Source organism: Spirillospora sp. NPDC048819 (assembly GCF_040650055.1).
Classification (GTDB): Bacteria; Actinomycetota; Actinomycetes; order Streptosporangiales; family Streptosporangiaceae; genus Spirillospora.
Map to the genome: position 1 here is coordinate 24,471 of NZ_JBEZGN010000008.1, position 23,458 is coordinate 47,928.

Consider the following 23,458-nt stretch of genomic DNA (forward strand, 5'->3'; position numbering starts at 1 on the left):
GGTGCCCGAGCCGGTTAGGGTGCGAGCTATGACCTTGCGCGCGACCACCCGCGTGACGACCCGCGTGACCACCGCCGACGGGCTGCGGGCCCGGCTCGCGACACCGGAGGCCGACGCCGACGACCTCGACACCCGCATTCTGGACGCCGCGCTCACGGAGTTCGAGACCTACGGGCTGCGCAGGGTCAGCGTCGAGGACGTCGCCAAACGCGCCGGGGTCGCGCGCACCACCATCTACCGGCGCTTCACCAACAAGGAGCAACTGCTCCAGGCCGTGATCCTGCGGGAGTGCCGCCGCTTCCTCACCGCCATCGCGGAGGCCACCGAGGACCTCGACTCCCCCGAAGAGGCCGTCGTGGAGGGGTTCGTGGTGGGGCTGCAGAGCGCCCGTACGCACCCGCTGATGAGACGCGTCCTGGAGAGCGAGCCCGAGGCGTTCCTGCCGCAGCTCAGCATGAACGGCGGCGCGGTGATGCTCGCCGCCCGCGACATCCTCGCCGACCGGCTGCGCCGCGCCCGCCCCGGCGACCGCGGGGACCACGACACCGTGGCCGAGGTGCTGCTGCGGCTGGCGATGTCGCTGCTGCTCGTCCCCGGCGGCGGGCTCGCGCTGGACGACGAGGACGCCATCCGCGCGTTCGCCCGCGACTACCTCACCCGCATGCTTCGCCCCGGCATCGTCCCGTAGTCTTCAGCTGTCGAACTTCGTTCTAGAACCGGAGGCGCGCATGGAGGCGGTCGTTCAGACGTCCTACGGGAAGGTCCGCGGCACGACACGGGACGGCGTCACCGCCTTCCTCGGGATCCCCTACGCCGCGCCCCCGTTCGGGCCGAACCGCTTCCAGGCGCCTCGCCCGCCCGAGCCGTGGGACGGCGTCCGCGACGCCGTCGAGTACGGGCCGACCGCGCCCAAGCCCGGCTACCCGAAGCCGTACGACGCGCTCCTGCCCGACCCCGAGATTCCGGGGGAGGACTGCCTCAACCTCAACGTCTGGACGCCGTACCGGGGTGTCGCAGGGGGCCTGAACGATTCGGCGCCGGATCGGGGAGACTCGGGACTTCCGGTGATGGTGTGGGTTCACGGCGGCGCGTTCCGCAACGGATCCGGGGCCGTGCCCGTCTACAACGGCCGCAACTTCGCCCGCGACGGCGTCGTCTGCGTGACGTTCAACTACCGGCTCGGCGTCGACGGCTTCGCGAACCTGCCCGGAGCGCCGCTCAACCGGGGGCTGCTCGACCAGATCGCCGCACTGGAGTGGGTCCGCGACAACATCGCGGGCTTCGGCGGCGACCCGGACCGCGTCACGGTCTTCGGTGAATCCGCCGGCGGGATGAGCGTGACCACTCTGCTCTCCGTCGACCTCGGGCTCTTCGGCCGCGCGATCGCGCAGAGCGGCGCGGGCAGCATCGCCCAGGACCCGGCCGACGCCATGCTCGTCACCGCGGAGATGGCCGCCCGGCTGGGCGTGGAGCCGACCGCCGAGGCGTTCGCGGCGCTCGACCCATGGGCGATCATGCCGGTCCAGTCCGCCGTCGCCGCCGAGGTCTCCATGCTTCCCGACCCCGGCCGCTGGGGCGTCACCACCGCCGCGGGCGGCATGTCGCTGACGCCGATCCTTGACGGCGAGCTGCTGACCCGCCGCCCCGAGGACGCCATCGCCGCCGGCGCCGGACGGGACGTGGACCTGCTCATCGGCTACACGTCCGAGGAGTTCCGGTTCTTCCTGATGCCGACCGGCCTCGCCGGCGACCTCACCGACGAGCTGGCGGGCGCCGTCGCGGCGGGCATGGGCGTCCCGCAGGGCCTGCCCGCCGCCTACCGCGGCCGCCACCCGGACATGACGCCCGGCGAGCTGATGGCGACGATCATCACCGACCACCTGTTCCGCATCCCCGCGAACCGCGCGGCGGCCGGGCACGCCGCATCCGGCGGCGCCGGCGGGACGTGGATGTACGAGTTCGCGTGGCGGTCGCCCAAGCACGACCTGGGCGCCTGCCACGCGCTCGAACTCGGCTTCGTCTTCGACAACCTGAACAGCGAGACCGAGGGCCTGGCGGGACCGAACCCGCCGCAGGCCCTCGCCGACCGCATGCACCGCGCCTGGACGGACTTCGCCGTCCACGGGGACCCGGGCTGGCGGCGGTTCGACCCGTCCACCCGCGCGGTGCACGTCTTCGACGGGCCCGCCGACGAAGTCGTGGACGACCCCCGCGGCGACGTCCGCAAACTCTGGGACTAGGCCCGGTCAGCGTGCCCGGTCAGCTGCCGAGGCGCTTGCGGCCCTGCGCACGCACGCGCTTGCGCTGGGACGGGTCGAGCATCAGGTAGCCGACGAGCGGCGTCCCGAGGACGCCGAGGATGATCAGCGCGGTCAGCCACCAGGGAAAGATGAACAGGGTCAGGAAGCCGACGACGACGCCGCCGATCACGAACTTTGTCTGAGTCGACATCTGGTACCTCCGTTTACGGGCCGCCCTATCTCTACAACGGCCACCCGGCGACCGCTGTTCCACGATATGTCGCGAGTCTGCCCGATGGCCATAGTGAACCGTTCCCGCAGGCGGCACGTTCCATGGAACCAGACGCGGACGCCGATCAGATGCGCAGGGAGAGCTGGCCGCCGCCCAGGGTGCGCAGAACCTCGGCGTGCAGCTTGCCGTTGGTGCACACGACGCTGCCGCCGTCCGGCCCGGGGACGCCGGACAGGTCGGTGAACATTCCGCCGGCCTCCTCCACGATGACCTGGAGCGCGGCGAGGTCCCACAGCGACACCTCGGGCTCGGCGGACACGTCGATCGCCCCTTCGGCGACCATCATGTGCGACCAGAAGTCGCCGAACGCCCTCGTCCGCCACACCGACCGGGTCAGGTCGAGGAAGCGGTCGAGGCGGCCCTGCTCCTCCCACCCGCTGAGGCTGGAGAACGACAGCGACGCGTCCGGCAGCTCCGTGACCGACGACACGTTCATCCGGGACGCGCGGGTCAGGCTGCGTCCCGTCCAGGCGCCGCCGCCCCTCGCGCCCCACCAGCGCCGGTTCAGCGCGGGCGCCGACACGACCCCGACGACGATCTCGTCGTTCTCCATCAGCGCGATCAGCGTCGCCCACACCGGGACGCCCCGCACGAAGTTCTTCGTCGCGTCGATCGGGTCGATGATCCAGCAGCGGTTGCCGTAACCGGTCTTGCCGTACTCCTCGCCGAGCACCGCGTCCCGCGGGCGCGCCCGCTTCAGGGTGCCGCGGATCTGCTCCTCCACGCTGCGGTCGGCGTCGCTGACCGGTGTCAGGTCCGGCTTGGTCTCGATGGCGAGATCGAGAGCGCGAAAACGCCTGGTCGTGATGTCGTCGGCCCCGTCCGCCAGCACATGTGCGAGACGCAGGTCATCGGAATAGCCCGCCACGGCGAGCAACGCTACCCTGATCACGGGTTGTCCAGACACACTTACCCGGGCTGTTCCGGCTTTTCGGTCGTCCGGGTGTGGCGCGCCGGTGCCGATGTGGGCCGTTTCCAGGGCGCGGTGGTGGGAGCATGGGGCCATGGCGCACGACCTTCCCGCATGGGTGGCCGAGCTGACCGATCCACGCCGGGCGGCGACGCTCGACGAGCTCGCCGACCGCCTCGTCCCGCTGGCCGAGCACGCCATCGACGTCTCCCGTCGATTGCAGGCGCAGCTCAACGAGCTCAACGACCCGTTCAAGCGCGAGGCCCTCTACGGGCGGGTGGAACGGCTGAAGGCCCGCGCGGGCGAGGCGCTGGAGGAGATCACGGCGGAGATCGCCGCCTCCGGCGAGGAGCGCATCGAGCGGGTCTGGGCGGACTGGAACGAGCAGGCGGGACCGGACGCGCGCGGCGAGCGGGAGCGCGAACTGCGGCGCAGGCTGGACCACGACATCGTCCCGGTCCTGTTCAAGCAGCAGCAGGACGTCGCCGAGCGGGTCGCCGAGCGCACCTCCGGGGCGCTGGAGGAGGCGACGCAGACGCTCCTGACGCGGGTGGAGGAACTGGCCAAGGCGGTCACCGACCTGATCCACGACGTGCTGCCGCTGGCCCGGGAGGGGCTGACGCTGGCCAGCCGCATCTCGGCCCTGTCGGGCCACGCGCGCAAGGCGGGACGGGGCCCGGTCCCCGGCGAGCTGAAGGACGCCGGGGCCGAGACGGCCCGGGCGTTCGACGAGGCCGTCGCGCGGCTGGAACTGGAGTGGGCGGCGCTCGGCGCCCGGTCCGCGACCGTCCGGGCGGCGCTGCGCGGGGCGGAGGAGAGCGCGTTCAGCCGGGTCACCGAGGAGATGACCCGCTGCGTGGAGGAACTCGCGCCCGAGCACGTCAGGGCGCTGAACGAGGCCGAGACTAGGGCGAGGAGCCTGTTCGAGGAGACCTCGAAGAACTAGGCGCGCTGCGGAACGTCCTGAAGAACGTGTCGAAGTGCGGGAGGCTCGCCTTCCAGTTCTCCTCGTAGGCCACCATGATCACCTGGTAGGCGGCGCCGTCGATCCGGAACATCCGTATCCGGCCGTGCGCCGGGATCTTGTTCTGGAGGAAGGTGAACTCGAGCTCCGCGGCCTTCCCGTCCTTGTAGGCGAGGTTCCGCTTGAGGCCGACCTCCTTGTATCCGGGGTACTCACCGTCGTTCTCGAAGGCGCCGGACGCCGTGGCCAGCAGGTCCCCGAGATCGACGGTGCCGTAATCGGCCGGAGACAGCGATATTCCATGCCCCTCGCCGCCCCTGACGGGGTCGTAGAACTCCACGGTGTCGCCCTCCTCCGTCTGCCTCCAGCGGTCAGGGACGGCGGCGACGTAGGCCGGCCCGCGGTACTCCTTGTAGCCGGGCGGAACGGCGGTGGAGGTGCTCTGGGGCGATCCGCGCCCACTGCCGCCCCCCGGCCGCGGCGTCTTGGACGCCTGCCCGCCCTGGTCTCCCCGGAGGTCGAGGAACAGGACGACCGCGGCGACGGAGACCAGCAGCACGGCGACGGCCCCGGCCGCGAAGATCACCGGCCGGCGAGACCCGCGGGAGGCCGCAGACGGTCCGCCGAGCGGCCCCGGCTGGGGTGTCGGCGGCTCGGCCGCCGTCACGGCGGGATCGAGGGTCACGTTGCGCGGGCCTGCCTGCGCGGGCCCGGGTACCGGCCCCTGGGTGATCCGGCGGAGCATCCGGCCGACCTCGTCCGGGGCCGTCCGCTCGTCCGGGTTCTTGCGGAGCAGGCCCTGGATCACGGGGGTCAGGGGACCGGCGAGCCGCAGCGGGTCGGGTTCCTCCGCCAGCAGCGCCGCCATCACGCCCCACAGGTCGGGACGGCTGTACGGGGCGCGGCCCTCGACGGCGGCGTACAGGGTGGCGCCGAGCGACCACAGGTCCGACGCCGGCGTGGCCCGCTGGTGGCCGGCCTGCTCGGGCGCCAGGTAGGCCGGTGAGCCGAGGACGGCGCCGGCCTGGGTGAGGGTCTCGTCGCCGGCCACGGTCGCGATGCCGAAGTCGGTGAGGACGGCGCGGCCGGGCGGCAGCAGCACGTTCCCCGGCTTGACGTCGCGGTGCACGACCCCGGCGGCGTGCGCGGCGCGGAGCGCGTCCAGCAGGTCGAGACCGATCTCCGCGACCCGCCCGGGCGCCTGCGGCCCCTCGCGGGCGATGACGCGGTCCAGCGACTCCGCCCGGATGAGCTGCATGATGATCCAGGGGCGGCCGTCCTCCTCCACGACGTCGTACACGGTCACGATGCCGGGATGGTCGAGCCGCGCCGCCGATCGCGCCTCCCGGAACGTCCGCGCGTACACCCGCTCGACCTGCGCGCCGTCGAGCCCGTCCGGCAGCGACACCTCCTTGACGGCGACCTCGCGGCCGAGCGTGCGGTCGCGGGCGCGCCACACCGCGCCCATCCCGCCGCGGCCGAGGATCTCGGCCAGTTCGTAACGCCCGGCGATCGTCTGCGGCATACGGGGACGATATCGATCTTCCGCCCCGTGAAGATCGCCACATCCGGCCGCGGGCTAGAGGGATTGGGGGAAGCGGAACAGCCCTCCGGGGTCGTGGGCGGCTTTGACCTTTCTGAGGCGGTCGAGGTTGGGGCCGTAGTAGGCGTGCGCCCAGCTCTTGAGATCGGGGTCGATGTAGTTCACGTATGCGGTGCCGCCCATGTAGGGCTCCATCGCGGCGTGAGCGGCGCGCAGCCAGGCGTTGTCCGGCGCGAGGTACTGGACGCAGAACAGGCCCTTCCGGTGCGGGAAGGCGGTGTCACCGGGGGCCAGGCGGCCGATGGCGCCGCCCATGGCGTCCAGCAGGACGGAATGGTTCCGCACGTCGTTGCCCTTGTCGAAACGGTCCAGGAGCGCGTCGACGGCGTCGTCGGGGAGGGGCTTGTAGGCGATGTGGGACTTTCCGGCGTAGTCGGTTCTGGGGAAGCCGCCGCCGGGGCGTCGGCCGGGCAGATCGCCCTGTGCGTGGCACTCTTCGACACTCTGTCCCGCGCAGCCGCCCATGAACTTCATCGCGTCCAGATGCGGACGGCTCTGGACGGTGGACGAGGCCGGGTCGGTCCCAATCGCCGATGCCAGCCGGTTCACGTGGCCGTCGGCGTCCGCGAGCGCGACCCCGATGACCTCGACGCTGGGGGAGCCGTCGTCGGGGCGGGTGTCGAGGTGCAGACTCGTCCAGATCTCGCCGGGCGCGCCCGGTGCCCAGCGCTGCCAGCCGCGGATCACCTTGGCCGCCTCCGGCCAGGGCCAGCGCAGGCTGAACGGTGTGACATCGCCGGCCTCGTGCGTGCGGTACGCGAACGACACCGCGACGCCGAAGTTGCCGCCGCCTCCGCCCCGGCACGCCCAGAACAGGTCGCTGTTCTGCTCGGCGTCGCACGTGAGGACCCGGCCGTCCGCCGTGACGACTTGGACCGACTCCAGGACGTCGCACGACAGCCCGTACGCGCGGGACGTCACGCCCAGGCCGCCGCCCAGCGTCAGCCCCGCCACGCCGACCGTGGGGCAACTGCCGGACGGGACGCTCACACCGTCGCGTGCGAGCTCGGCGTACAGGTCGATCAGCCGAGTTCCCGCTCCGACGATCGCGTTGCCGCCGTCGCGCTTCACCACGCCCATGGGGGAGACGTCGATGACGATTCCCGTGCCCGTCGACCAGCCCGCGTAGCTGTGGCCCCCGCAGCGCACCGCGACCGGAATCCCCTTCAACGTCGCGAACGCGATGCATTCGGACACGTCCTGCGGGGTTTCGCAGTAGGCGATGCCCGCCGGTTCGATGTCGTCGTAGCGGGGGATGTAGAGGCGCCTGGCCTGGTCGTACGAGGCGTCGGACGGACGGATCAGCGTCCCGTCCAGGCCGCGGGCGAGGGCGTTCCAGTCGGCCGGACCCGTCGGGCGGGGCCGTGGCGGCGAAGGGCGCCGGCCGCTCGGGGACGGTTCCCCGTCGGAGCAGCCGGCGGCCGCCATGCCGCCGAGGATCGTCGCCATGAGCACCGCCCGGCGGTCCACGCGCCCCCCTTCCGCTCGCGTCACGGCTTCCGCAGCGTCCTCAGGAACGTCTCGTAGTAGGGGAGGCCGCCGTACCAGTGCTTCTGTTCGCCGACCAGGATCGCCTGGTAGATGGCGCCGTCGAACTCGAACACCCGGACGAGGCAGCGGCCCGGGATGCCGTCCTTGGTGAAGGTGAACTGCAGATCGGCCGCGCTGCCGCCCTGGTAGGGGACGTTCCGGTGGAACTTCTCCTGCTTGAAGCCGGGGTACTGGGAGTCGTACCTCATGTTCGCGATCGCGTCGGCGAGGCCGTCCCCCGGGTCGCCGGCGGAGGCGGAGGCGATGCGCTGGATCACGATGCCGCGGCGGACGCCCTCCGTCTGGTCCTGGAAGGTGACGTCGTCGCCCGACCCGTCGTCCTTCCAGCCCTCGGGGACGGCCGCGACGAAGGCCGACCCCCGGTACAGGCGGTAGCCCTCGGGCACGGCGGTGTTCGGCGAAGAAGACGAGGTCCCGGGCCCACCGGCCCGGCCCTTGCCCTCGGGGGCGTCGCTCTGGCTGGTGAACACCACGACCGTGATGACCGCGGCGACCAGCGCGGCGGTGAAGACGCCGGCCGGGATGATCAGCGGCCAGGGCACGCGCCTCCGGGCGGGCGTCACGACGGTCGGCGGGGCCACCGGGGGCTGCAGCGTCGCATCGCGGGGCTGCAGCGTCACATCACGCCGTCCAGGGTCCGGCGGGACGAAGTGGGGCGGTGCGGGGACGTGGGGAGCGGCCACCTGCGCGGCCTGGCGGAGCAGCCGCCCGGCCTCATCGGGACTGATCCGCTGGTCGGGGTCCTTGCGCAGGAGCCCATGGAGCACCGGCGTCAGGGGCCCGGCGCGCTCGATGGGGTCGGGTTCGTCCGACAGGACGGCGGCCATCACGCCCCACACGTCGGGCCGCTTGTACGGAGGGCGGCCCTCGACGGCGGCGTACAGCGTGGCCCCCAGGGACCACAGGTCCGACGCGGGGGTCGCCTTCTGGTGGCGTGCCTGCTCGGGCGCCAGGTACGCGGGCGACCCGACGATGGCCCCCGCCTGGGTGAGGGTCTCGTCGCCCGCCACGGTCGCGATGCCGAAGTCGGTGAGGACGGCGCGGCCGCGCGGCAGCAGCACGTTCCCCGGCTTGACGTCGCGGTGCACGACCTCGGCGGCGTGCGCGGCGCGGAGCGCGTCCAGCAGGTCGAGGCCGATCGCCGCGACCCGGTCCGGCGGCAGCGGACCCTCCCGCGCGACGACGGCGTCGAGGGCCTCGGCCCGGACGAGCTGCATCACGATCCAGGGACGGCCGTCCTCCTCCACGACGTCGTGCACCGTCACGATGCCGGGATGGTCGAGCCGCGCCGCCGACCTCGCCTCCCGGAACGTCCGCGCGTACGTCCGCTCGACCTGCGCGTCGTCCAGGCCCTGCGGCAGCGACACCTCCTTGACCGCCACCTCGCGGCCGAGCGTGCGGTCGCGGGCCCGCCACACGGCGCCCATCCCGCCGCGGCCGAGCACCTCGATCAACTCGTAGCGCCCCGCGATCAACTGGACCATGGGGGAAGACGATACCGACGCGAGGCGGGCGCGTCGTTCGCCATACGGGACCGGCTATTCGGGCTCTCCCTCGCGGCTGGCGAGCAGCCGCCGCAGCGAGTCCAGCCGGGCCCGGCTGGCGCGCCTGTCGGCGACCCAGCCGTCCAGCCCGCAGCTGTCCTGCAGATGATCACAGAGCGGGGGGCAGCGCTCCGCGGCGCCCTCCGCGAGGTCCTCGAACGCGTTGATCACGTTCTCGGGCTCGACGTGCGCGAGACCGAAGCTCCGCACGCCCGGGGTGTCGATGATCCAGCCGTCCCCGCCCGGCAGCTCCAGCGCGATCGCCGACGACGAGGTGTGCCGGCCGCGGCCGGTGACCGCGTTGACGTGGCTGACGGCCCGCTCGGCGTCCGGGACGAGCGCGTTCACCAGCGTCGACTTGCCGACGCCCGAATGCCCGACCAGCACGCTCACCTGCCCGGCCAGATGGCCGTGCAGCTCCTCCAGGCCTCCGCCGCGCAGCGCACCGTGGTCGCCGTCGCGACGCGTCACGACATAGGGGACGCCGAGCGGCGCGTACTCGGCGACGAGGTCGGCGGCGTCGGCGAGGTCGGCCTTGGTGAGGCAGAGCAGCGGCTCCATCCCGGCGTCGTAGGCGGCGACGAGCTGCCGGTCGATCATGCGGGGGCGGGGCTCGGGATCGGCCAGCGCCGTCACGATCACGAGCTGGTCGGCGTTGGCGACGACGATCCGCTCGAACGGGTCGGAGTCGTCGGCGGTGCGGCGCAGCGACGACGTCCGCGGTTCGACGCGGACGATGCGGGCCAGGGTGTCCGGGGCGCCCGACACGTCCCCGACGAGGGCGACCCGGTCGCCCACGACGACGCCCTTGCGGCCCAGTTCGCGGGCGCGCATCGCGGTGACGCCGCGCTCGTCGTCGGTGCCCTGGTCCACCAGGCAGCGGTACCGGCCCCGGTCCACCGCGATCACGAACCCGGGGGAGGCGTCCTCGTGCGCGGGACGGCGGCGGGTGCGCGGACGCGACCCGCGGCGTCCGGGCCGCACCCGGACGTCGTCCTCGTCGTAGTCGTGCGTTCGTCGTGCCAGTGGTCCGTCCCTGCTGTCAGGCGGGCGCCAGCATCGACGCCCACGACTCCGTGAAGTTCGGAAGAGTTTTGCCCACGGTGCCCGGATTCTCCACCTCAATTCCGGGAACCGCCAGGCCGAGCAGGGCCGCCGCCATCACCATCCGGTGGTCGTCGTAGGTGTGGAAGACGCCGCCGTGCAGCGGCCGCGGCCGGATCTCCAGCCCGTCCGGCAGCTCCCGGACGTCGCCGCCCAGCCCGTTGATCTCGGTGACCAGGGCCGCGAGCCGGTCGGTCTCGTGGCCGCGCAGATGCGCGATGCCCGTCAGCCGGGACGGGGAGCCGGCCAGCGCGGCCAGGGCCGCGAGCACGGGCGTCAGCTCACCGACGTCGTGCAGGTCGGCCTCCAGCCCGGAGAATTCGCCGTTTCCGCGCACCGTCAGCCCGTCCGGCCCGAGGGACGCCTCCGCGCCCATCGCGCCGAGCAGCCCGCGCAGCGCGTCACCCGGCTGGGTGGTCTCGGCCGGCCAGCCGGGCACGGTGACGCGCCCGCCGGTGACCAGCGCCGCCCCGAGGAACTGCGCCGCGTTCGACAGGTCGGGCTCGATCACCCACTCGGCGCCCCGGATCGGGCCGGGCGCCACCCGCCACACGTTCTCCTCGGTCTCGACCGCCACGCCCGCCTCGCGCAGCATGTGGACGGTCATCTCCACATGCGGCGCCGACGGCACCGGCGGGCCGTCGTTCCTGACCTCCACGCCCTTCTCGAAACGCGGCGCGGCCAGCAGCAGCCCCGAGACGAACTGGGACGACCCGGACGCGTCGATCGTGACCTGACCGCCGTTCACCGCACCCGTCCCGCGCACCGTGAACGGCAGCGTGCCCCGGCCGCCGTCGTCGATGCCGGCGCCGAGCGCCCGGAGCGCGGCGACGATCGGGCCCATCGGCCGCTCCCGCGCCCGCGGATCACCGTCGACGGACACCTCACCGGACGCCAGCGCCGCGACGGGCGGCAGGAACCGCATCACCGTCCCGGCGAGGCCCACGTCCACCCGCGCCGGGCCCGTCAGCCGGCCCGGGCGCACCCGCCAGCCGCCGGAGTCCTCGTCGATCCCCGCGCCGAGCGCGCGGAGCGCCGCCGCCATCAACTCGGTGTCGCGGCTGTGCAGCGGTCCCGTGATGCGCGCCGGTCCCTCGGCGAGCGCGGCCAGGATCAGCGCCCGATTCGTCATCGACTTGGAGCCGGGCAGCGACACCGTCGCGTCTACCGGGGCATGGGCGACCGGGGCGGTCCAGTGCGGAGTGGGCATGACCCAAGGTTATCGGGCCGCGCCGCCGGCGGCGGAGTCGCTCAGAGGGGGTGCTCAGAGGGGGTGCTCAGAGGGGGATCGCCAGCAGCGTGCCACCGCCGTCGTCCAGGCGGACCTCGAACCGGCTGATCTCCTCGCGGGAGAGGCCCGTCCCGCCCTGCATGACGAGCGGCTTGGGCTGCCCCGGCACGCCGTAGCCCTTGTCCGGGACGCGCCAGTCGGCGACGACGCTGGGGGAACCGTTGACGGACACCGCCACGAGGCGGCACCTCAGCGGCCCCTTGAGACCGCGCAGCTCCAGGCTGACCTGCGTGCCCCAGCCCTTGTCGACCAGGCCGATCGTGCCGGACGCGCCCGTGCTCGCGTTCGCCGCCTGGAACTTCTCCCCGGTGACGGCCACGGGCGGCGGCTGCCGCACGGCGTTCCCGTCGTCGCTCAGGAGCGTCCCGATGCCGATCCCGACGGCCAGCATGGCGGCCGCCGCCGCGCCGCCCACGGCGTAGGCGCCGCGCCGAAACCGGCGGTCCTCCCTGCGCCGGCGTCGCATCATGTCGATCACCGGCGCCGGAGGCGCGGACGGCCCGTCCTCACCCCCCTCCGGGGCGGGCGCGCGCACACCGGCGTCCCCGCCGAGCGCGGACAGGACACCGGCCGTTCCCGACATCTCGCCCAGCTCGGCCTGGCACCTGCCGCACCCGCGAAGATGGGCCTCGAAGGCCCGCCGATCGCCTTCCTCGAGAAGGCCGAGCGCGTACGCGCCGACGTCGGTGTGCTCGACCGGCGAACTCATGAGGTCACCCCCCTCTCCTCCAAGGCGACGCGCAAGGCGCGCAGCGCATAGTAGACGCGGGACTTGACCGTCCCCACCGGGATGCCGAGGTACTCGGCCGCCTGATTCACCGTACGGTCGCGCAGCACCGTCTCCGTCAGCGCCTGCCGGTGCGCCGGGGAGAGCGAGTCCAGCGCCTCGGTCACCACGACCTTGCGCAGCAGGCCGTCCATCTCGTCCGCCATCGGCAGGTTCTCCAGGGGGCCGTCGCCGACCTCCGGCGGTCGGACCTCGCGCTGCCGCCGGTTGTCGATCACGATACGCCGGGAGACCGTGGCCAGCCACGGCATCAGCGAGGACGTGCGGTCGTCGAGCCGGTCCGCACTGCGCCATGCCCGGATCATGGTCTCCTGTACCACGTCCTCGGCCCACTGGCGGTCACCGCCGGTCAGCCGCAGGACGAACGCGAGGAGGGGCCGATGGTACTCGCGGTAGAGCTCGGCGACGATCTCCTCGTCGCGCACGGCCGAAGCCGGTCGCGACGAGCCGGGGCGGCGGAGCAGGCTCCGCAACCCGCCGGTCTGGCGACCGGTCGATCCGGGAACTGCCATGGCCGGGGCGTCTCCGTTGTGGGGGATGGGCACGAGCGGCGCTCGTCGACGGTCGTCATCTGGCAGTACGGGACCGCCCCGGCTTGCGGTTCAACCGATTTGAGGTTCTTTTAAGGTTCTCTTCGGGAAGTCAGCGCTTGACCGCCTGCTTGACCTTGCCCGCCTGGACGGCCGTCCCCGCCCGGACGGTCTTGCCCGCCTTCATGGCCTTCGCCGCCTGCGTGGCCGTCCCCGCCTTGACCGTCTGCCCGGCCCGCGCCGCCCGGCCCGGCTTGGACGCCCTGCCGATCTTGAACGCGCCACCGGCCTTGACGTTCTTCATCGCACCGCCGGCCTTGGCCGCCTTGAGCAAGCCGCCGGGCTGGACCCCCTTGAGCGCGCCGCCGACCTTGCCGGCCTTGGCGGTCTTGAGCATGCCGCCGGGCTGGGCACCCTTCAGCATGCCGCCTGCCTTGCCGGCTTTGGCGGCTTTGAGCATGCCGCCGGGCTGGGCGCCCTTGAGCATGCCGCCTGCCTTGCCGACTTTGGCGGCCTTCATCGCGCCGCCGGCCTTGCCGGCCTTGAACGCGGCGCCGGGCTTGGCCGCCTTGGCGGCCTTCGTCGCCTTCGCGGTCTGCTTGGCGGCCTTGCGCCCGCCCTCGGCGCGGGCGATCCGCACCTGCCGGGCCGCCTCCCGGCGGGCGTCCCGGAGCGTCACCGCGGCCTCCCTGCGCAGCGCCTTGGCCTCGGCGGCGCTCTTGATCTGCGTCTCCCGCGCCGCGCGCCGCAGCTCCGCCGTCCGCGGCGGGCGGCGCGGCTCGGTCGCCACCATGAGCAGCGCGCCGAACATGCCGGCGTTCTTCAGCAGGTGGGAGCGCTCACTGGCGCGGCGCTCGGGGTCGTCCTCGGTCCAGAACCGGTGCTCGGTCGCGAGCGCGGGCACCAGCTGGGCGGCGAGCAGCAGCGTGGTGAGCCGCCGGAACCTGCCGGTCAGCAGCAGGGCGCCGGTGCCCAGGCTGAGCGCGCCCTCCATGCGGACGAGGGTCTCGGGGTCCTTCGGCAGCCAGTCGATCCGGTCGGCCACCGGCTTGACCGCCGGGCCGACCCGCTCGGCGCGCTCGCGTGGGTCCCGGATGGCGTCCAGGCCGGTCATGATGTAGGGCGCCGCCACGAACGGGCGGGCCAGGGTCGTGAAGGGTCGCATGACCCGCTACATGCCCAACAGGCCACGCCTCAAGCACGGCAGGATGGGACCCATGTGCGGACGCTATGCCACCACCCGTGCGCGTCAGGAGCTGCTGGACGAGTTCCAGGTCCAGCTCGACGCCGTCGACGGGGACATCCAGCCCGACTACAACGTCGCCCCGACGAAGCAGGTTCCGGTCGTCCTCAACCGGCGCCCGAAGGACGCCCCCGAGGAGGAGGCGGCCGTCCGGCAGCTGCGGACGGTGCGCTGGGGACTCGTCCCGTCCTGGGCCAAGGACCTGTCCATCGGCTCCCGCATGATCAACGCGCGGTTCGAGACGGTGCACGAGAAGCCGTCGTTCCGCCGCGCGTTCGCGCGGCGCCGCTGCCTGCTGCCGGCCGACGGCTACTTCGAGTGGTACACCCTCCAGGACCAGGGTGACTCGCCCGACCCCGCCGAGGGTGAGAAGAAGGCCAAGAAGAAGAAGCCGCAGAAGCAGCCGTACTTCATCCGCCCGAACGACGGCGCCGTCATGGCCATGGCGGGCTTGTACGAGCTGTGGAAGTCCCCCGAGGACGAGTGGCTGTGGACGTGCACGGTGATCACGACCGACGCGCCGGATGATCTGGGCCGGATCCACGACCGGATGCCGATGATCGTCGAACCCGACCGCTGGGACGCCTGGCTCGACCCCGGCCTGAACGACACCGAGCAGGTACGGGGCCTTCTGGTGCCCGCCATGGCCGGGACAATGGAGGCCTACCCGGTGTCCAAGGCGGTCAACAACGTGAAAAACAACGGGCCGGAACTCATAGAACCCTCGACTTCTGGGGATAGTTCTGGCAACCATTCCGACAGTTTGTTCTGACCCCTGTTTGTTCCGGCCGCCGCGTCACGCCGGCGGCCGGGGTGAGAGCCGCATTGCCCGGAGCCCCGCACCGGGAGGAGTTCGCAGCATCGTGGACACCGACGCAGCCCGTTCCCGCCTCGAGGTGCTGCTCGAGGATTTGGACCGTTCCATCGCCATTCTCCGCGGAGAAAGCCCCGAACGCGACAATTCCGCCGCGGACGCCGGGGCGGGCCTCACCGCCCATGACCGCGTGGAGGCCGCCCTGGAGTCCCTCGAACGCCACCGCCGCGGCGTGCTCGCCGCCCTGGAGCGGATCGGCGCCGGCACCTACGGCCGGTGCCTCGGCTGCGGCCACCCCGTCCCCGAAGGCCGCCTGGAGGCCCGCCCCGACGCCGCCCGCTGCATCGCCTGCCAGTCGAAACACGACCGCAGGCGCTAGCTCCGGCGGGCGCTGGCCAGCAGGTGGATGCCCAGGGACTCGTCCGGGCTCGGGGTGTTGAGCTCGGTGCGGACCAGGCGGGGGAGGGTGCGGGGTGACTCGGCCAGGACGTGTTCGACGGTCGAGGGGGACAGGACCGTGCGGGGCCTGATCCACTCGACTTCGAGGCCCGCGTCGGCGAGCAGTTCGCGGAGCTGGTGGGCGGAGAACGAGCGGGTGATCGTGCCGTCCGGCCACGGGATGAGGACGACCTCGGCGCTCGGGACGTCGGACAGGTGCGCCCAGTAGTTCCGTTCGGCCAGCAGGGCCATGCCGAGCGTCAGGGAGTCGACGCAGAGCAGGACGCGGCCGCCGGGGCGCAGGACGCGGGCGATCTCGGCGACCGTGGTCTCGGTGGCGAGGTGGCGCGACAGCACGCGGTTCTCGGCGATCACGGCGTCCATGGAGCCGTCGGCGAGGAACGGGAGGGTGCCGGTGTCGCCGATCACCGGGATGGTGGCGGCCTTCGCGGGCGGTGCGCCGTCCGTTGACGCGAGCCCCTCGGACCTGCCCGGATCGCGCACCTCCAGGACGGTGTGGCGGGCGTCGGCGGCCTGGGCGGCGGAGCGTCCCCCGGAGATGTCCAGCACGCGGGCCGGCCTGCGCGGCAGCCATCGCGTCAGCTGGGCGGAGGCGACCGCCCAGTAGAACGTCCAGTAGCGCGCGAGGGCGTCGCCCGCCCCGTCCCCGGAGAGTTCGCGCAGACTGGCGATGGTGGGCTCGGACGATCGCGCCGACAGCACCGGATGCACTTTTGCTCCTGTTCTCGCCGTGTATGTCACTTCTTCCCCGTTACAGGTGTTGTCACCCTCCGTGCAGGACCCGGGCGGGACGCCCGTGATCGCCGTGTCCGCCCCCATCGGGGAATCGGCGGCGCCGATCCGGTGTTGCACCGTCTCACAACCCATAACGCGGAGGTGCACACCGATGACCACAGCCGTTGCCGACCAGCAGCGGAGAGCCGGGACCGCGGCACCGCGCGGCGACGCGCAGGCCCCTGTACGCGTGGCCAGGCCGCGCGGACCGATATCGTCTGTGGGATACGACGCCGCCGGCCATGCCAAGGCCAAGGGCGCCACAGCCGAGGGGGTGGGTCAGGTACAGGGCACCACGGAGACCGTGGAGCAGCGTCAGGAGCGGTTCGAGCGCGACGTGCTCCCGTTCTTGGACCAGCTGTATTCGGCCGCGCTGCGCATGACGCGCAATCCGGCGGACGCCGAGGATCTCGTCCAGGAGACGTTCGCCAAGGCGTTCGCGTCCTTCCACCAGTTCAAGGAAGGCACCAACCTCAAGGCGTGGCTCTACCGCATCCTGACCAACACGTTCATCAACAACTACCGCAAGAAGCAGCGCCAGCCGCAGCAGGCCGCCACCGAGGACATCGAGGACTGGCAGATCGCGCGCGCAGCGTCGCACACCTCCAGCGGGCTGAAGTCCGCCGAGGCCGAGGCGCTGGAGCACCTGCCCGACAGCGATGTGAAGCGGGCTCTGCAGGATCTGCCCGAGGAGTTCCGGATCGCCGTCTACCTCGCCGACGTCGAGGGCTTCGCGTACAAGGAGATCGCCGAGATCATGGGCACGCCCATCGGCACGGTGATGTCCCGCCTGCACCGGGGCCGGCGCCAGTTGCGCGTGATGCTGGAGGACTACGCTGAGGATCGCGGTCTCACGAGGACGGGCGGAGGGTCCAAGTGAGCGGGAAACGCGCCTGCCGCGTACAGCGGAGCGAGATGCCCGACACCGCGCCGTGCGGCGGCGCGGTGAACGAGAGGGGTGAGTGAGCCATGAGCTGTGGCAACCACCATGAGACCCCCTGTGACGAAGTGCTGGCGCGGGTCTACACCTATCTCGACGGTGAGCTCGACCAGGGCGGCTGCGGCGAGGTGCGGCAGCACCTGGACGAGTGCGGACCGTGCCTGCGCGAGTACGGGCTCGAAGAGGCCGTCAAGAAGCTGGTGAACAAGTCCTGCGGCTGCGAGCAGGCGCCCACCGACCTGCGCGCTAAGGTGCTCGGCCGCATCGAGGAGATCTGCGGCGACATCAAGGCGTCCGGAGAGGCCGAGAAGACCGAGAGCGCTTGATCATCGCGGTGGGCCGACCGGTGCGGCCCACCGCCCGTCAGCCGGTATTCTGCTGCGGGTGCTCGTACTCATCACCGGCGCGGCCGGTTTCATTGGATCCCATCTGGTCGACCGGCTCGTCGCGGACGGTCACGAGGTCATCGGCGTGGACGACATGTCGTCCGGCGCCAACGTCCGTCCCGGGCTGGAGCTGTGGGAGATGGATGTCAGTGATCCGGGGCTCGTGGAGAAGGCGGCGGCGCGGCGCCCCGAGGTGATCTGCCATCTGGCGGCGCAGGTGAGCGTCCGCGCCAGCGTGGCGGACCCGCTGGGCGACGCCCGGACGAACGTGGTCGGGACGGCGAACGTGCTGGAGGCGGCGCGGGCGGCGGGCGGCCGCAAGGTCGTGTTCACGTCGAGCTGCGCGGTGTACGGGGTTCCGGACGCGCTGCCCGTCCCGCCGGACGCCGAGCTGCGCCCCGCGTCCCCGTACGCGGCGTCGAAGGTCTCCGGCGAGGTGTACGCGGGGATGTACAAGGCGCTGCACGGCATCGACTTCACGACGCTGACGCTGGCCAACGTGTACGGGCCGCGGCAGACGCCCGAGGGCGAGGCCGGCGTCATCTCGATCTTCGCGGACGCGCTGCTGGCGGGCCGCCCCACCCGGGTCTACGGCGACGGCGCGCAGACCCGCGACTACGTCTACGTGGCGGACGTGGTGGACGCGTTCGCCCGCGCGGCGGGAGAGCGGGGCGGCGGGGGCCGCTTCAACGTGGGCACCGGCGTGCAGACGACCGACCGGGATCTGCACACGCTGGTGGCGGAGGCGGCGGGCGCGCCGGACGACCCGGAGTTCGCGCCGCCGCGGCTGGGCGATCTTCCCGCCATGTCCGTCGACCCGAAGGCGACGCAGGAGGCGCTCGGCTGGGAGCCGAAGGTGGGCCTCGCGGAAGGGCTCGCCGAGACGGTCGCGTGGGCGCGGGAGCGGAACGTCCCGGCATGACGGAAAGCCGGGGCTTGGCCGTTTTGTAACCAATTCCCGGTGGTTATTGCGATCAGCCGAGGATGCACGTGCATTGTGACGTGCAGAGGGATCGTGCAATTACGTTGAGTGCATTCGCGTGAGGCAATTGATCACTTAAGGTGACGATTGCTTCACGCCTTGCTTTCGTTTCTCCGCATGCCTGTGTGACCTGGGCAGTTCACGTTAGGCTTGTGCCGGAATCAGCGACGGGAGCACGCCTACGCCCGTGTATTCGGGGTAAGTGCTCGCCCGGGAAGCCTGGACCGGTCCGGTCCCGGTGGCCGGCCGCGAGGCCGGACGGCCCGGTTCGCGGGGGGAGGCAAGGAGCCATGCTCAAGCGCGTGACGCCGGTGGGACACGGCCGGCGTGAGAGCGCCTCGGCGTCGTCGCTGATGATGCCCGAGGGCGTGTCCTGGGTGTAGGTGCCGGCAGGCACGCGTAAGCCCGGCGGCGGCCCGCCATTCGTCACGAACACCTTCATTCCCGGCAGGCCCGCACAGGCCACGCCGACGCGGACCGGCCGGATGAGGGCGTTCACTCCCCGAGGGGGGCGGCAATGCGTGGACTACCTCTCGCTGCCTGGGCGTACGTCTGTGGTGTGGTCGCCCTCGCGGTGGGCCTCATCGCGACGTCGTCCTTCGCGGAGATCGACTGGGGCAAGCTGACCGTCCTGGCCCTGCTGTTCCTGATCTGCGACTCCGCGCCCGCACGGCTGAACGTCGCGCGCGCCAGGGTGTCGCTGAGCTTCGCCGCGAGCCTGGCCTCGGTCGTCCTGCTCGGACCCGCCGGCGCGGCCCTGATCGGCTTCTGCGCCGTGATCACCGGCCAGCGGATCTTCGCCCCCGTCAAACGGATCTTCAACGGCGCGCAACTCGCGCTCAGCGGCTTCATCGCCGGGACGGTCTTCGACCTCCTCGGCGGTGACCGCTTCCACCCCGAGCAGGCCCGCTGGGTGGAGAACGTCATCGGGCCGTTCCTCGGCGCCCTCGTCACCTTCGTCCTGGTCAACCTGACGCTGATGGGCGGGGTGCTGCTGCTCAGCCGGCAGACGACGCCGCGCGAGTGGCTGCACGAGAGCGGCCAGCTCGCCGTCGGCTGCCTCGGCTACGGCATGGTCGGCCTGCTGATCGCCGGGCTGTGGCCGCGGGTCGGGCCGTTCGCCGCCGTCCTGGTCCTGCTGCCGCTGTTCATCGCTCGCTGGGCGATGGACCAGGCGTACGTGCAGCAGCAGGCGCACTCGGCCACCCTCGCCGCGCTCTGCCAGGCCGTCGAGACCAAGGACTTCTACACCCGCGGCCACTCCGAGCGGGTCTCCCGCGGCTCGGTGATGATCGCCCAGGAGATCGGCATGCGCGCCGACCGCGTCGAGGCGATCCGCTACGCCGGGATGCTCCACGACGTCGGCAAGCTCGGCGTCCCCACCAAGGTGCTGCAGAAGAACGGGCCGATGACCGAGGAGGAGTTCGCCGCGATCCAGCTGCACCCGATGCGCGGGCTGGAGATCGTCCGCGAGATCGGGTTCCTGGACGAGGCGCTCGCCGGCATCATGCACCACCACGAGAAGATGAACGGCCGCGGCTACCCGATGGGCCTGGCCGGCGACGAGATCCCCGAGTTCGCCCGGGTCATCGCCGTCGCCGACGCGTTCGACTCGATGACCTCCACCCGGTCCTACCGGGCCGCCCGGACCGTCGACGAGGCCGTCACGGAGCTGCGCCGCTGCATGGGAGACCACTTCGACCCGGAGATCGTGGAGGCGTTCCTGCGGGCGCTCGAACGCGACCCGTGGGTGCCGCCCGGCCCGGTCGTCCTGCCCGACGACGACGTCGTGGAGACCACCCGGCACGACCACGACGACCCGAGCACGCCGCTGCGGGTCGCAGGCGACGAGGTGCGGCGGTGACGGGACGTCCATGAGCAGCGAGGGCCGCACCCGGGAACGGGCCGCGTGGCAGACCATCGACTCCGGCCAGCTGCTGCTGATCGCCACCGCCGGCCTGTTCGTCATCGTCGCGATCACGCAGGTCGCGGCCGTCGGGCTCCGGCAGCCCAACGTCGCGATCATCTTCGGCGTGCTGATCGCACTGGGCGAGCTGTTCCGCATGGTGATGCCGGGAAACCGGGAGGTCGCGCCAATCGCCGGCGCCGGCGCGATGGGTTACGCGCTGCTGGTGGGCGTCGGCCCCGAGGGCGCCCCGCCGGACGCGCCGCTCGGCGTCGTCGCCGCCGAGCACTCCGCGCTGCAGGTCGTCGCCGTCACCGCGGTGGGCATGCTGATCGGCTCGCTGCCGCACATCGCGGTCGGCCGGTCCCCGCGCCTGGACGCGATGGCGCGGCGGCTGTTCACGGCCTCGGTCGTCGCGCTGTGCTTCCGGCCGATGCTGTCGCTCGACCTCGTCTGGCAGCTGCTGCTGGCGGTGATGGGCATCGTCGTGATCGCGTCCTGCTTCACCGATGTGCTGATCGCCGCGGTGATCCGGGCGGAGGCCGTCCGGGCGCGGTTCGGCATCGCGCTGCGCGACGAGATCGAGGCGAAGATGGCGCTGTGCGCCGCGACCAGCGCGACCGCGATGCTGATCGCGGTGGCGACGACCGCGATGGGCGAGGCCGCGCTGCTGATCTTCACGGTGCCGATCCTGGTGACGCAGTTCGCGTTCCGCCGGTACGCCGGGATCCGCGCCACCTACCTGCAGACCGTCCGGGCGCTGTCGCGCGTCACCGAGGTCGGCGGCTACGTGGAGACGGGCCATTCGCGGCGCGTGTCCCGGCTCGCGGTCGCGATGGGGCGCGAGCTCGGCATGTCCGAGGAGGAGCTGCTCGAACTGGAGTACGCGGCGCTCATGCACGACATCGGCCAGCTGTCGCTCGGCGACCCGATCCCGGGCGGCGCGACCGTGCTGGCGTCCCCGGCCGAGCAGCGCCGCATCGCCGAACTCGGCGCCGAGGTGATCAAGCAGACCGGGGTCCTGGACCGGGTGGCGCACATCGTCCAGCTGTCCTCCCACCCCTACCGGACGGGACGCGAACCCGACGCCGGCGACTCCGCCGACACCAGGCCGGTCCCGCCGCCGCTCGCGGGCCGCATCATCAAGGTCGCCAACGCCTACGACGACCTGGTGGGCGAGTCCCGCGACCGGGACAGGGGCGCCGCCGTGCTGGAGCGGCTGAGGCTCGACTCCGCCGCCGAGTACGACCCGACGGTCGTGGAGGCGCTCAGCCGGGTCGTGGACCGCCGTCTCCGCCAGTAGAGCTCCTGCGCCGGTGCGACGGCGGCCGTGACGGCTGCGGCGGCCGTCCACAGCAGCAGCGCGCCGAGGTGCTGGTCGTCCAGCGGTGCCGGGCCCCAGCGCCGACCGAGTTCCTCGTACCAGCTGCCGAGGACGGTCCCGTCCCGCATCAGGGCGACCCCGGCGATCAGGTGCAGCGGCAGGACGGCGAACGGGACCAGCGTCCCCGCCGTCCCGTGGAAGTACGCCAGGCCGATGACCAGGAAGCAGAGCATCGCGAGCGAGTGCAGCGCGTGGTTGCTGAGCGTCGCGCCGAACAGCGGCGACACGTAGAACGCGTAGAGGCTGATCAGGAGCAGCACGGACGCGACGACGGGGTGCGCGAGCAGCCGGATCCCGCGGCAGCCGGCCGCGGCGGCGAGCAGCGGCGCGTTCTCGTCCCGCACGGCCCGCAGCGCCAGCCGTACCGGAGCCCCGTACAGGAGCAGCAGCGGGGCCAGCAGCCCGATGAGGACGTGCTGGACGGCGTGGGCGCTGAACAGGACCATGCTGTACCGGGAGATTCCGCTGCCTGTGGCGAGGAGCGCGACGAGCAGCCCGGCGGCCCAGGCGGCGCTGCGGTGCCACGGCCAGTCCCGCACGCGCACGACGCCCACCCCGTACAGGACGGCACCGGTCACGATGAGCGCGAAGAACAGCGGGTCGATCCACCAGTCGAGCAGGTAGGGGCCGGGGCCCGCCGGGCCGGGCAGCGGGAAGCCGAGGCGCAGCGCGACGATGTCGAGCGTGCCGGGGGCGTTCTCGGGCGGGGGAGTGCGGGAGAGCCCGGTGGCGAGGGCCATGGTCGCCGTCATGATGAGGATCTCGACTGTGCCGAGCCGCAGGAAGGGCCGCGTGCCCGTGCCGTCCCGCAGGGCGGGGATGGTGGTGCGCCGGTGCCACCAGCCCAGCCCGCCGAGGACGGTGAGCGCCGCGATCTTCGCCACGACGACCGTCCCGTACCGCGATCCGAGGTGGAGGCCGCCGAGCCGCACCCAGGCGTTGACGGCGCCGCTCACCGCGACGACGGTGAACGACACCAGCGCCAGCGCGCTGTAACGCCCGACGATGTGCGGCAGCCGGTCGCGGAGTGCGGGACCGGCGGTGACGAGCGCGACGAGCCCGCCGATCCACAGCGCGGCGCCCACGACGTGGGCGGCCAGGCTGTAGACGGCGAGCGCGTGGTACGAGGCGCCCGCCGCGTGGCCGGTGAACAGCGGCGGGAGCAGGGCGGCGAGCGCGGCCGCCAGCAGGTAGCCGGAGCCGCCCTCCGCGCGGGGCAGGCTGGCCGCGACCGACAGCGCGACCGCGACGGCGAGGACGATCAGCAGTGCCCGTCCCTGCGGCAGCTCGATGAGGAGCGTCCGCATCATGTTCCCGGTCAGGCCGCCGACGCCGATGCCGAACAGGTCCAGGGCGCTGAAAACGATCAGCGCCAGGGTGCACAGGGCCCACGCCAGGGCCGTCATGGACGCGGCGCGCAGGCAGCGGCGGCCGACCGGCGACGGCGGGCGGGCGAACACGGCCGCGACCAGGAGCCACCCGACGGTGAGGACCGCGGCGACGTTCCCGCCGAGCTTGGCGACCGACAGACCGGTCTTGGTCAGGGCGCCGGCCTGTGACAGGCCCGGCGCCGAGGTCTCGCTGAGCGCCCCGCCCAGCCGCGTCACCAGCGCGAGGACGACCAGCGCCAGAGCCGCGGCGCCGATGACGAGCATCGGCTTGTCGGTCGGGGGAGCCTGTCGCTCATGTGTCGCCACGGCCGGACATACGTATACGGCCGAACAGAAGGTTCAAAGCCCAATAAGGTACCGCCA

Annotated in this window: 21 protein-coding genes and 1 pseudogene; 10 read left to right on the top strand and 12 right to left on the bottom strand. The window is 72.5% G+C overall.

Going from position 1 to position 23,458, the window contains the following annotated elements; translation table 11 throughout:
* Positions 1-28: 28 nt before the first annotated feature.
* On the top strand, positions 29-688 hold the full coding sequence (locus AB0C35_RS13705; protein WP_358454523.1) for a helix-turn-helix domain-containing protein: 660 nt from the start codon (positions 29-31) through the stop codon (positions 686-688).
* 40 nt (positions 689-728) lie between these two features.
* The gene (locus tag AB0C35_RS13710; RefSeq protein ID WP_358454526.1) at positions 729-2,240 is read left to right on the top strand and encodes a carboxylesterase family protein; all 1,512 of its coding nucleotides are present in this window, start codon (positions 729-731) and stop codon (positions 2,238-2,240) included.
* A gap of 19 nt (positions 2,241-2,259) precedes the next feature.
* On the opposite strand, the gene AB0C35_RS13715 is transcribed toward AB0C35_RS13710, so the two are convergent.
* Both AB0C35_RS13715 and hisN read right to left on the bottom strand, forming a co-directional pair.
* Positions 2,260-2,451: a hypothetical protein gene (locus AB0C35_RS13715; RefSeq protein WP_358454529.1), complete on the bottom strand. Its 192-nt coding sequence runs from the start codon at positions 2,449-2,451 to the stop codon at positions 2,260-2,262.
* A gap of 145 nt (positions 2,452-2,596) precedes the next feature.
* Positions 2,597-3,400 carry a histidinol-phosphatase gene (gene hisN, locus AB0C35_RS13720; protein WP_358454531.1) on the bottom strand — a complete coding sequence of 268 codons (804 nt, stop codon included), beginning with the start codon at positions 3,398-3,400 and terminating at the stop codon, positions 2,597-2,599.
* A gap of 136 nt (positions 3,401-3,536) precedes the next feature.
* On the opposite strand from hisN, the gene AB0C35_RS13725 reads away from it, so the two are divergent.
* Complete coding sequence (locus tag AB0C35_RS13725) at positions 3,537-4,388, top strand: hypothetical protein (protein WP_358454534.1); 852 nt, start codon at positions 3,537-3,539, stop codon at positions 4,386-4,388.
* Here the strand turns inward: AB0C35_RS13725 and AB0C35_RS13730 are convergent.
* The 8 genes from AB0C35_RS13730 to AB0C35_RS13765 form a co-directional block, all read right to left on the bottom strand.
* Positions 4,348-5,931 carry a serine/threonine-protein kinase gene (locus tag AB0C35_RS13730; RefSeq protein ID WP_358454537.1) on the bottom strand — a complete coding sequence of 528 codons (1,584 nt, stop codon included), beginning with the start codon at positions 5,929-5,931 and terminating at the stop codon, positions 4,348-4,350. The two genes, AB0C35_RS13725 and AB0C35_RS13730, sit on opposite strands and share 41 nt — an antisense overlap.
* A 54-nt stretch (positions 5,932-5,985) precedes the next feature.
* A complete protein-coding gene (locus AB0C35_RS13735) occupies positions 5,986-7,479 on the bottom strand; it encodes an FAD-binding oxidoreductase (RefSeq protein WP_358454539.1) in 1,494 nt (497 codons plus the stop codon).
* 20 nt (positions 7,480-7,499) lie between these two features.
* Positions 7,500-9,044, bottom strand: coding sequence for a protein kinase (locus tag AB0C35_RS13740; protein WP_358454541.1), 1,545 nt, complete (start codon positions 9,042-9,044; stop codon positions 7,500-7,502).
* A gap of 54 nt (positions 9,045-9,098) precedes the next feature.
* Positions 9,099-10,088 (bottom strand): ribosome small subunit-dependent GTPase A, encoded by a 990-nt coding sequence (gene rsgA / locus AB0C35_RS13745; RefSeq protein ID WP_358454543.1) that lies wholly within the window; start codon positions 10,086-10,088, stop codon positions 9,099-9,101.
* Between the two features lie 58 nt (positions 10,089-10,146).
* Positions 10,147-11,418, bottom strand: coding sequence for a 3-phosphoshikimate 1-carboxyvinyltransferase (aroA, locus tag AB0C35_RS13750; protein WP_358454545.1), 1,272 nt, complete (start codon positions 11,416-11,418; stop codon positions 10,147-10,149).
* Positions 11,419-11,485: 67 nt separating this feature from the next.
* Positions 11,486-12,208 carry a zf-HC2 domain-containing protein gene (locus AB0C35_RS13755; RefSeq protein WP_358454547.1) on the bottom strand — a complete coding sequence of 241 codons (723 nt, stop codon included), beginning with the start codon at positions 12,206-12,208 and terminating at the stop codon, positions 11,486-11,488.
* Positions 12,205-12,798 carry a sigma-70 family RNA polymerase sigma factor gene (locus tag AB0C35_RS13760; RefSeq protein WP_358454550.1) on the bottom strand — a complete coding sequence of 198 codons (594 nt, stop codon included), beginning with the start codon at positions 12,796-12,798 and terminating at the stop codon, positions 12,205-12,207. Before AB0C35_RS13760 ends, AB0C35_RS13755 begins: the two co-directional genes overlap by 4 nt.
* 130 nt (positions 12,799-12,928) lie before the next feature.
* Positions 12,929-13,981 carry a DoxX family membrane protein gene (locus AB0C35_RS13765; protein WP_358454552.1) on the bottom strand — a complete coding sequence of 351 codons (1,053 nt, stop codon included), beginning with the start codon at positions 13,979-13,981 and terminating at the stop codon, positions 12,929-12,931.
* A gap of 52 nt (positions 13,982-14,033) precedes the next feature.
* Here AB0C35_RS13765 and AB0C35_RS13770 point away from each other — a divergent pair, with 52 nt between their 5' ends.
* Positions 14,034-14,831 carry an SOS response-associated peptidase gene (locus AB0C35_RS13770; RefSeq protein ID WP_358454555.1) on the top strand — a complete coding sequence of 266 codons (798 nt, stop codon included), beginning with the start codon at positions 14,034-14,036 and terminating at the stop codon, positions 14,829-14,831.
* Positions 14,832-14,922: 91 nt separating this feature from the next.
* Positions 14,923-15,252: a TraR/DksA C4-type zinc finger protein gene (locus AB0C35_RS13775; RefSeq protein ID WP_358454558.1), complete on the top strand. Its 330-nt coding sequence runs from the start codon at positions 14,923-14,925 to the stop codon at positions 15,250-15,252.
* On the opposite strand, the gene AB0C35_RS13780 is transcribed toward AB0C35_RS13775, so the two are convergent.
* Complete coding sequence (locus AB0C35_RS13780; RefSeq protein WP_358454561.1) at positions 15,249-16,043, bottom strand: methyltransferase domain-containing protein; 795 nt, start codon at positions 16,041-16,043, stop codon at positions 15,249-15,251. The two genes, AB0C35_RS13775 and AB0C35_RS13780, sit on opposite strands and share 4 nt — an antisense overlap.
* Positions 16,044-16,380: 337 nt before the next feature.
* Here AB0C35_RS13780 and AB0C35_RS13785 point away from each other — a divergent pair, with 337 nt between their 5' ends.
* The 5 genes from AB0C35_RS13785 to AB0C35_RS13805 all read left to right on the top strand — a co-directional run bounded on the left by AB0C35_RS13785 (position 16,381) and on the right by AB0C35_RS13805 (position 21,623).
* Positions 16,381-16,986: a sigma-70 family RNA polymerase sigma factor gene (locus tag AB0C35_RS13785; protein WP_358455070.1), complete on the top strand. Its 606-nt coding sequence runs from the start codon at positions 16,381-16,383 to the stop codon at positions 16,984-16,986.
* Positions 16,987-17,075: 89 nt separating this feature from the next.
* Positions 17,076-17,372, top strand: a complete 297-nt coding sequence (gene rsrA / locus AB0C35_RS13790; RefSeq protein ID WP_358454564.1) for a mycothiol system anti-sigma-R factor — start codon at positions 17,076-17,078, stop codon at positions 17,370-17,372.
* A gap of 58 nt (positions 17,373-17,430) precedes the next feature.
* Positions 17,431-18,354, top strand: a complete 924-nt coding sequence (locus tag AB0C35_RS13795) for an NAD-dependent epimerase/dehydratase family protein (protein WP_358454567.1) — start codon at positions 17,431-17,433, stop codon at positions 18,352-18,354.
* A 577-nt stretch (positions 18,355-18,931) separates the two neighbouring features.
* A complete protein-coding gene (locus tag AB0C35_RS13800; protein WP_358454570.1) occupies positions 18,932-20,278 on the top strand; it encodes an HD-GYP domain-containing protein in 1,347 nt (448 codons plus the stop codon).
* Between the two features lie 10 nt (positions 20,279-20,288).
* The gene (locus AB0C35_RS13805) at positions 20,289-21,623 is read left to right on the top strand and encodes an HD domain-containing phosphohydrolase (protein WP_358454573.1); all 1,335 of its coding nucleotides are present in this window, start codon (positions 20,289-20,291) and stop codon (positions 21,621-21,623) included.
* A gap of 47 nt (positions 21,624-21,670) precedes the next feature.
* Here the strand turns inward: AB0C35_RS13805 and AB0C35_RS13810 are convergent.
* Positions 21,671-23,359: pseudogene (locus AB0C35_RS13810) on the bottom strand (cytochrome c oxidase assembly protein); the annotation flags it as partial.
* Positions 23,360-23,458 lie beyond the last annotated feature (99 nt).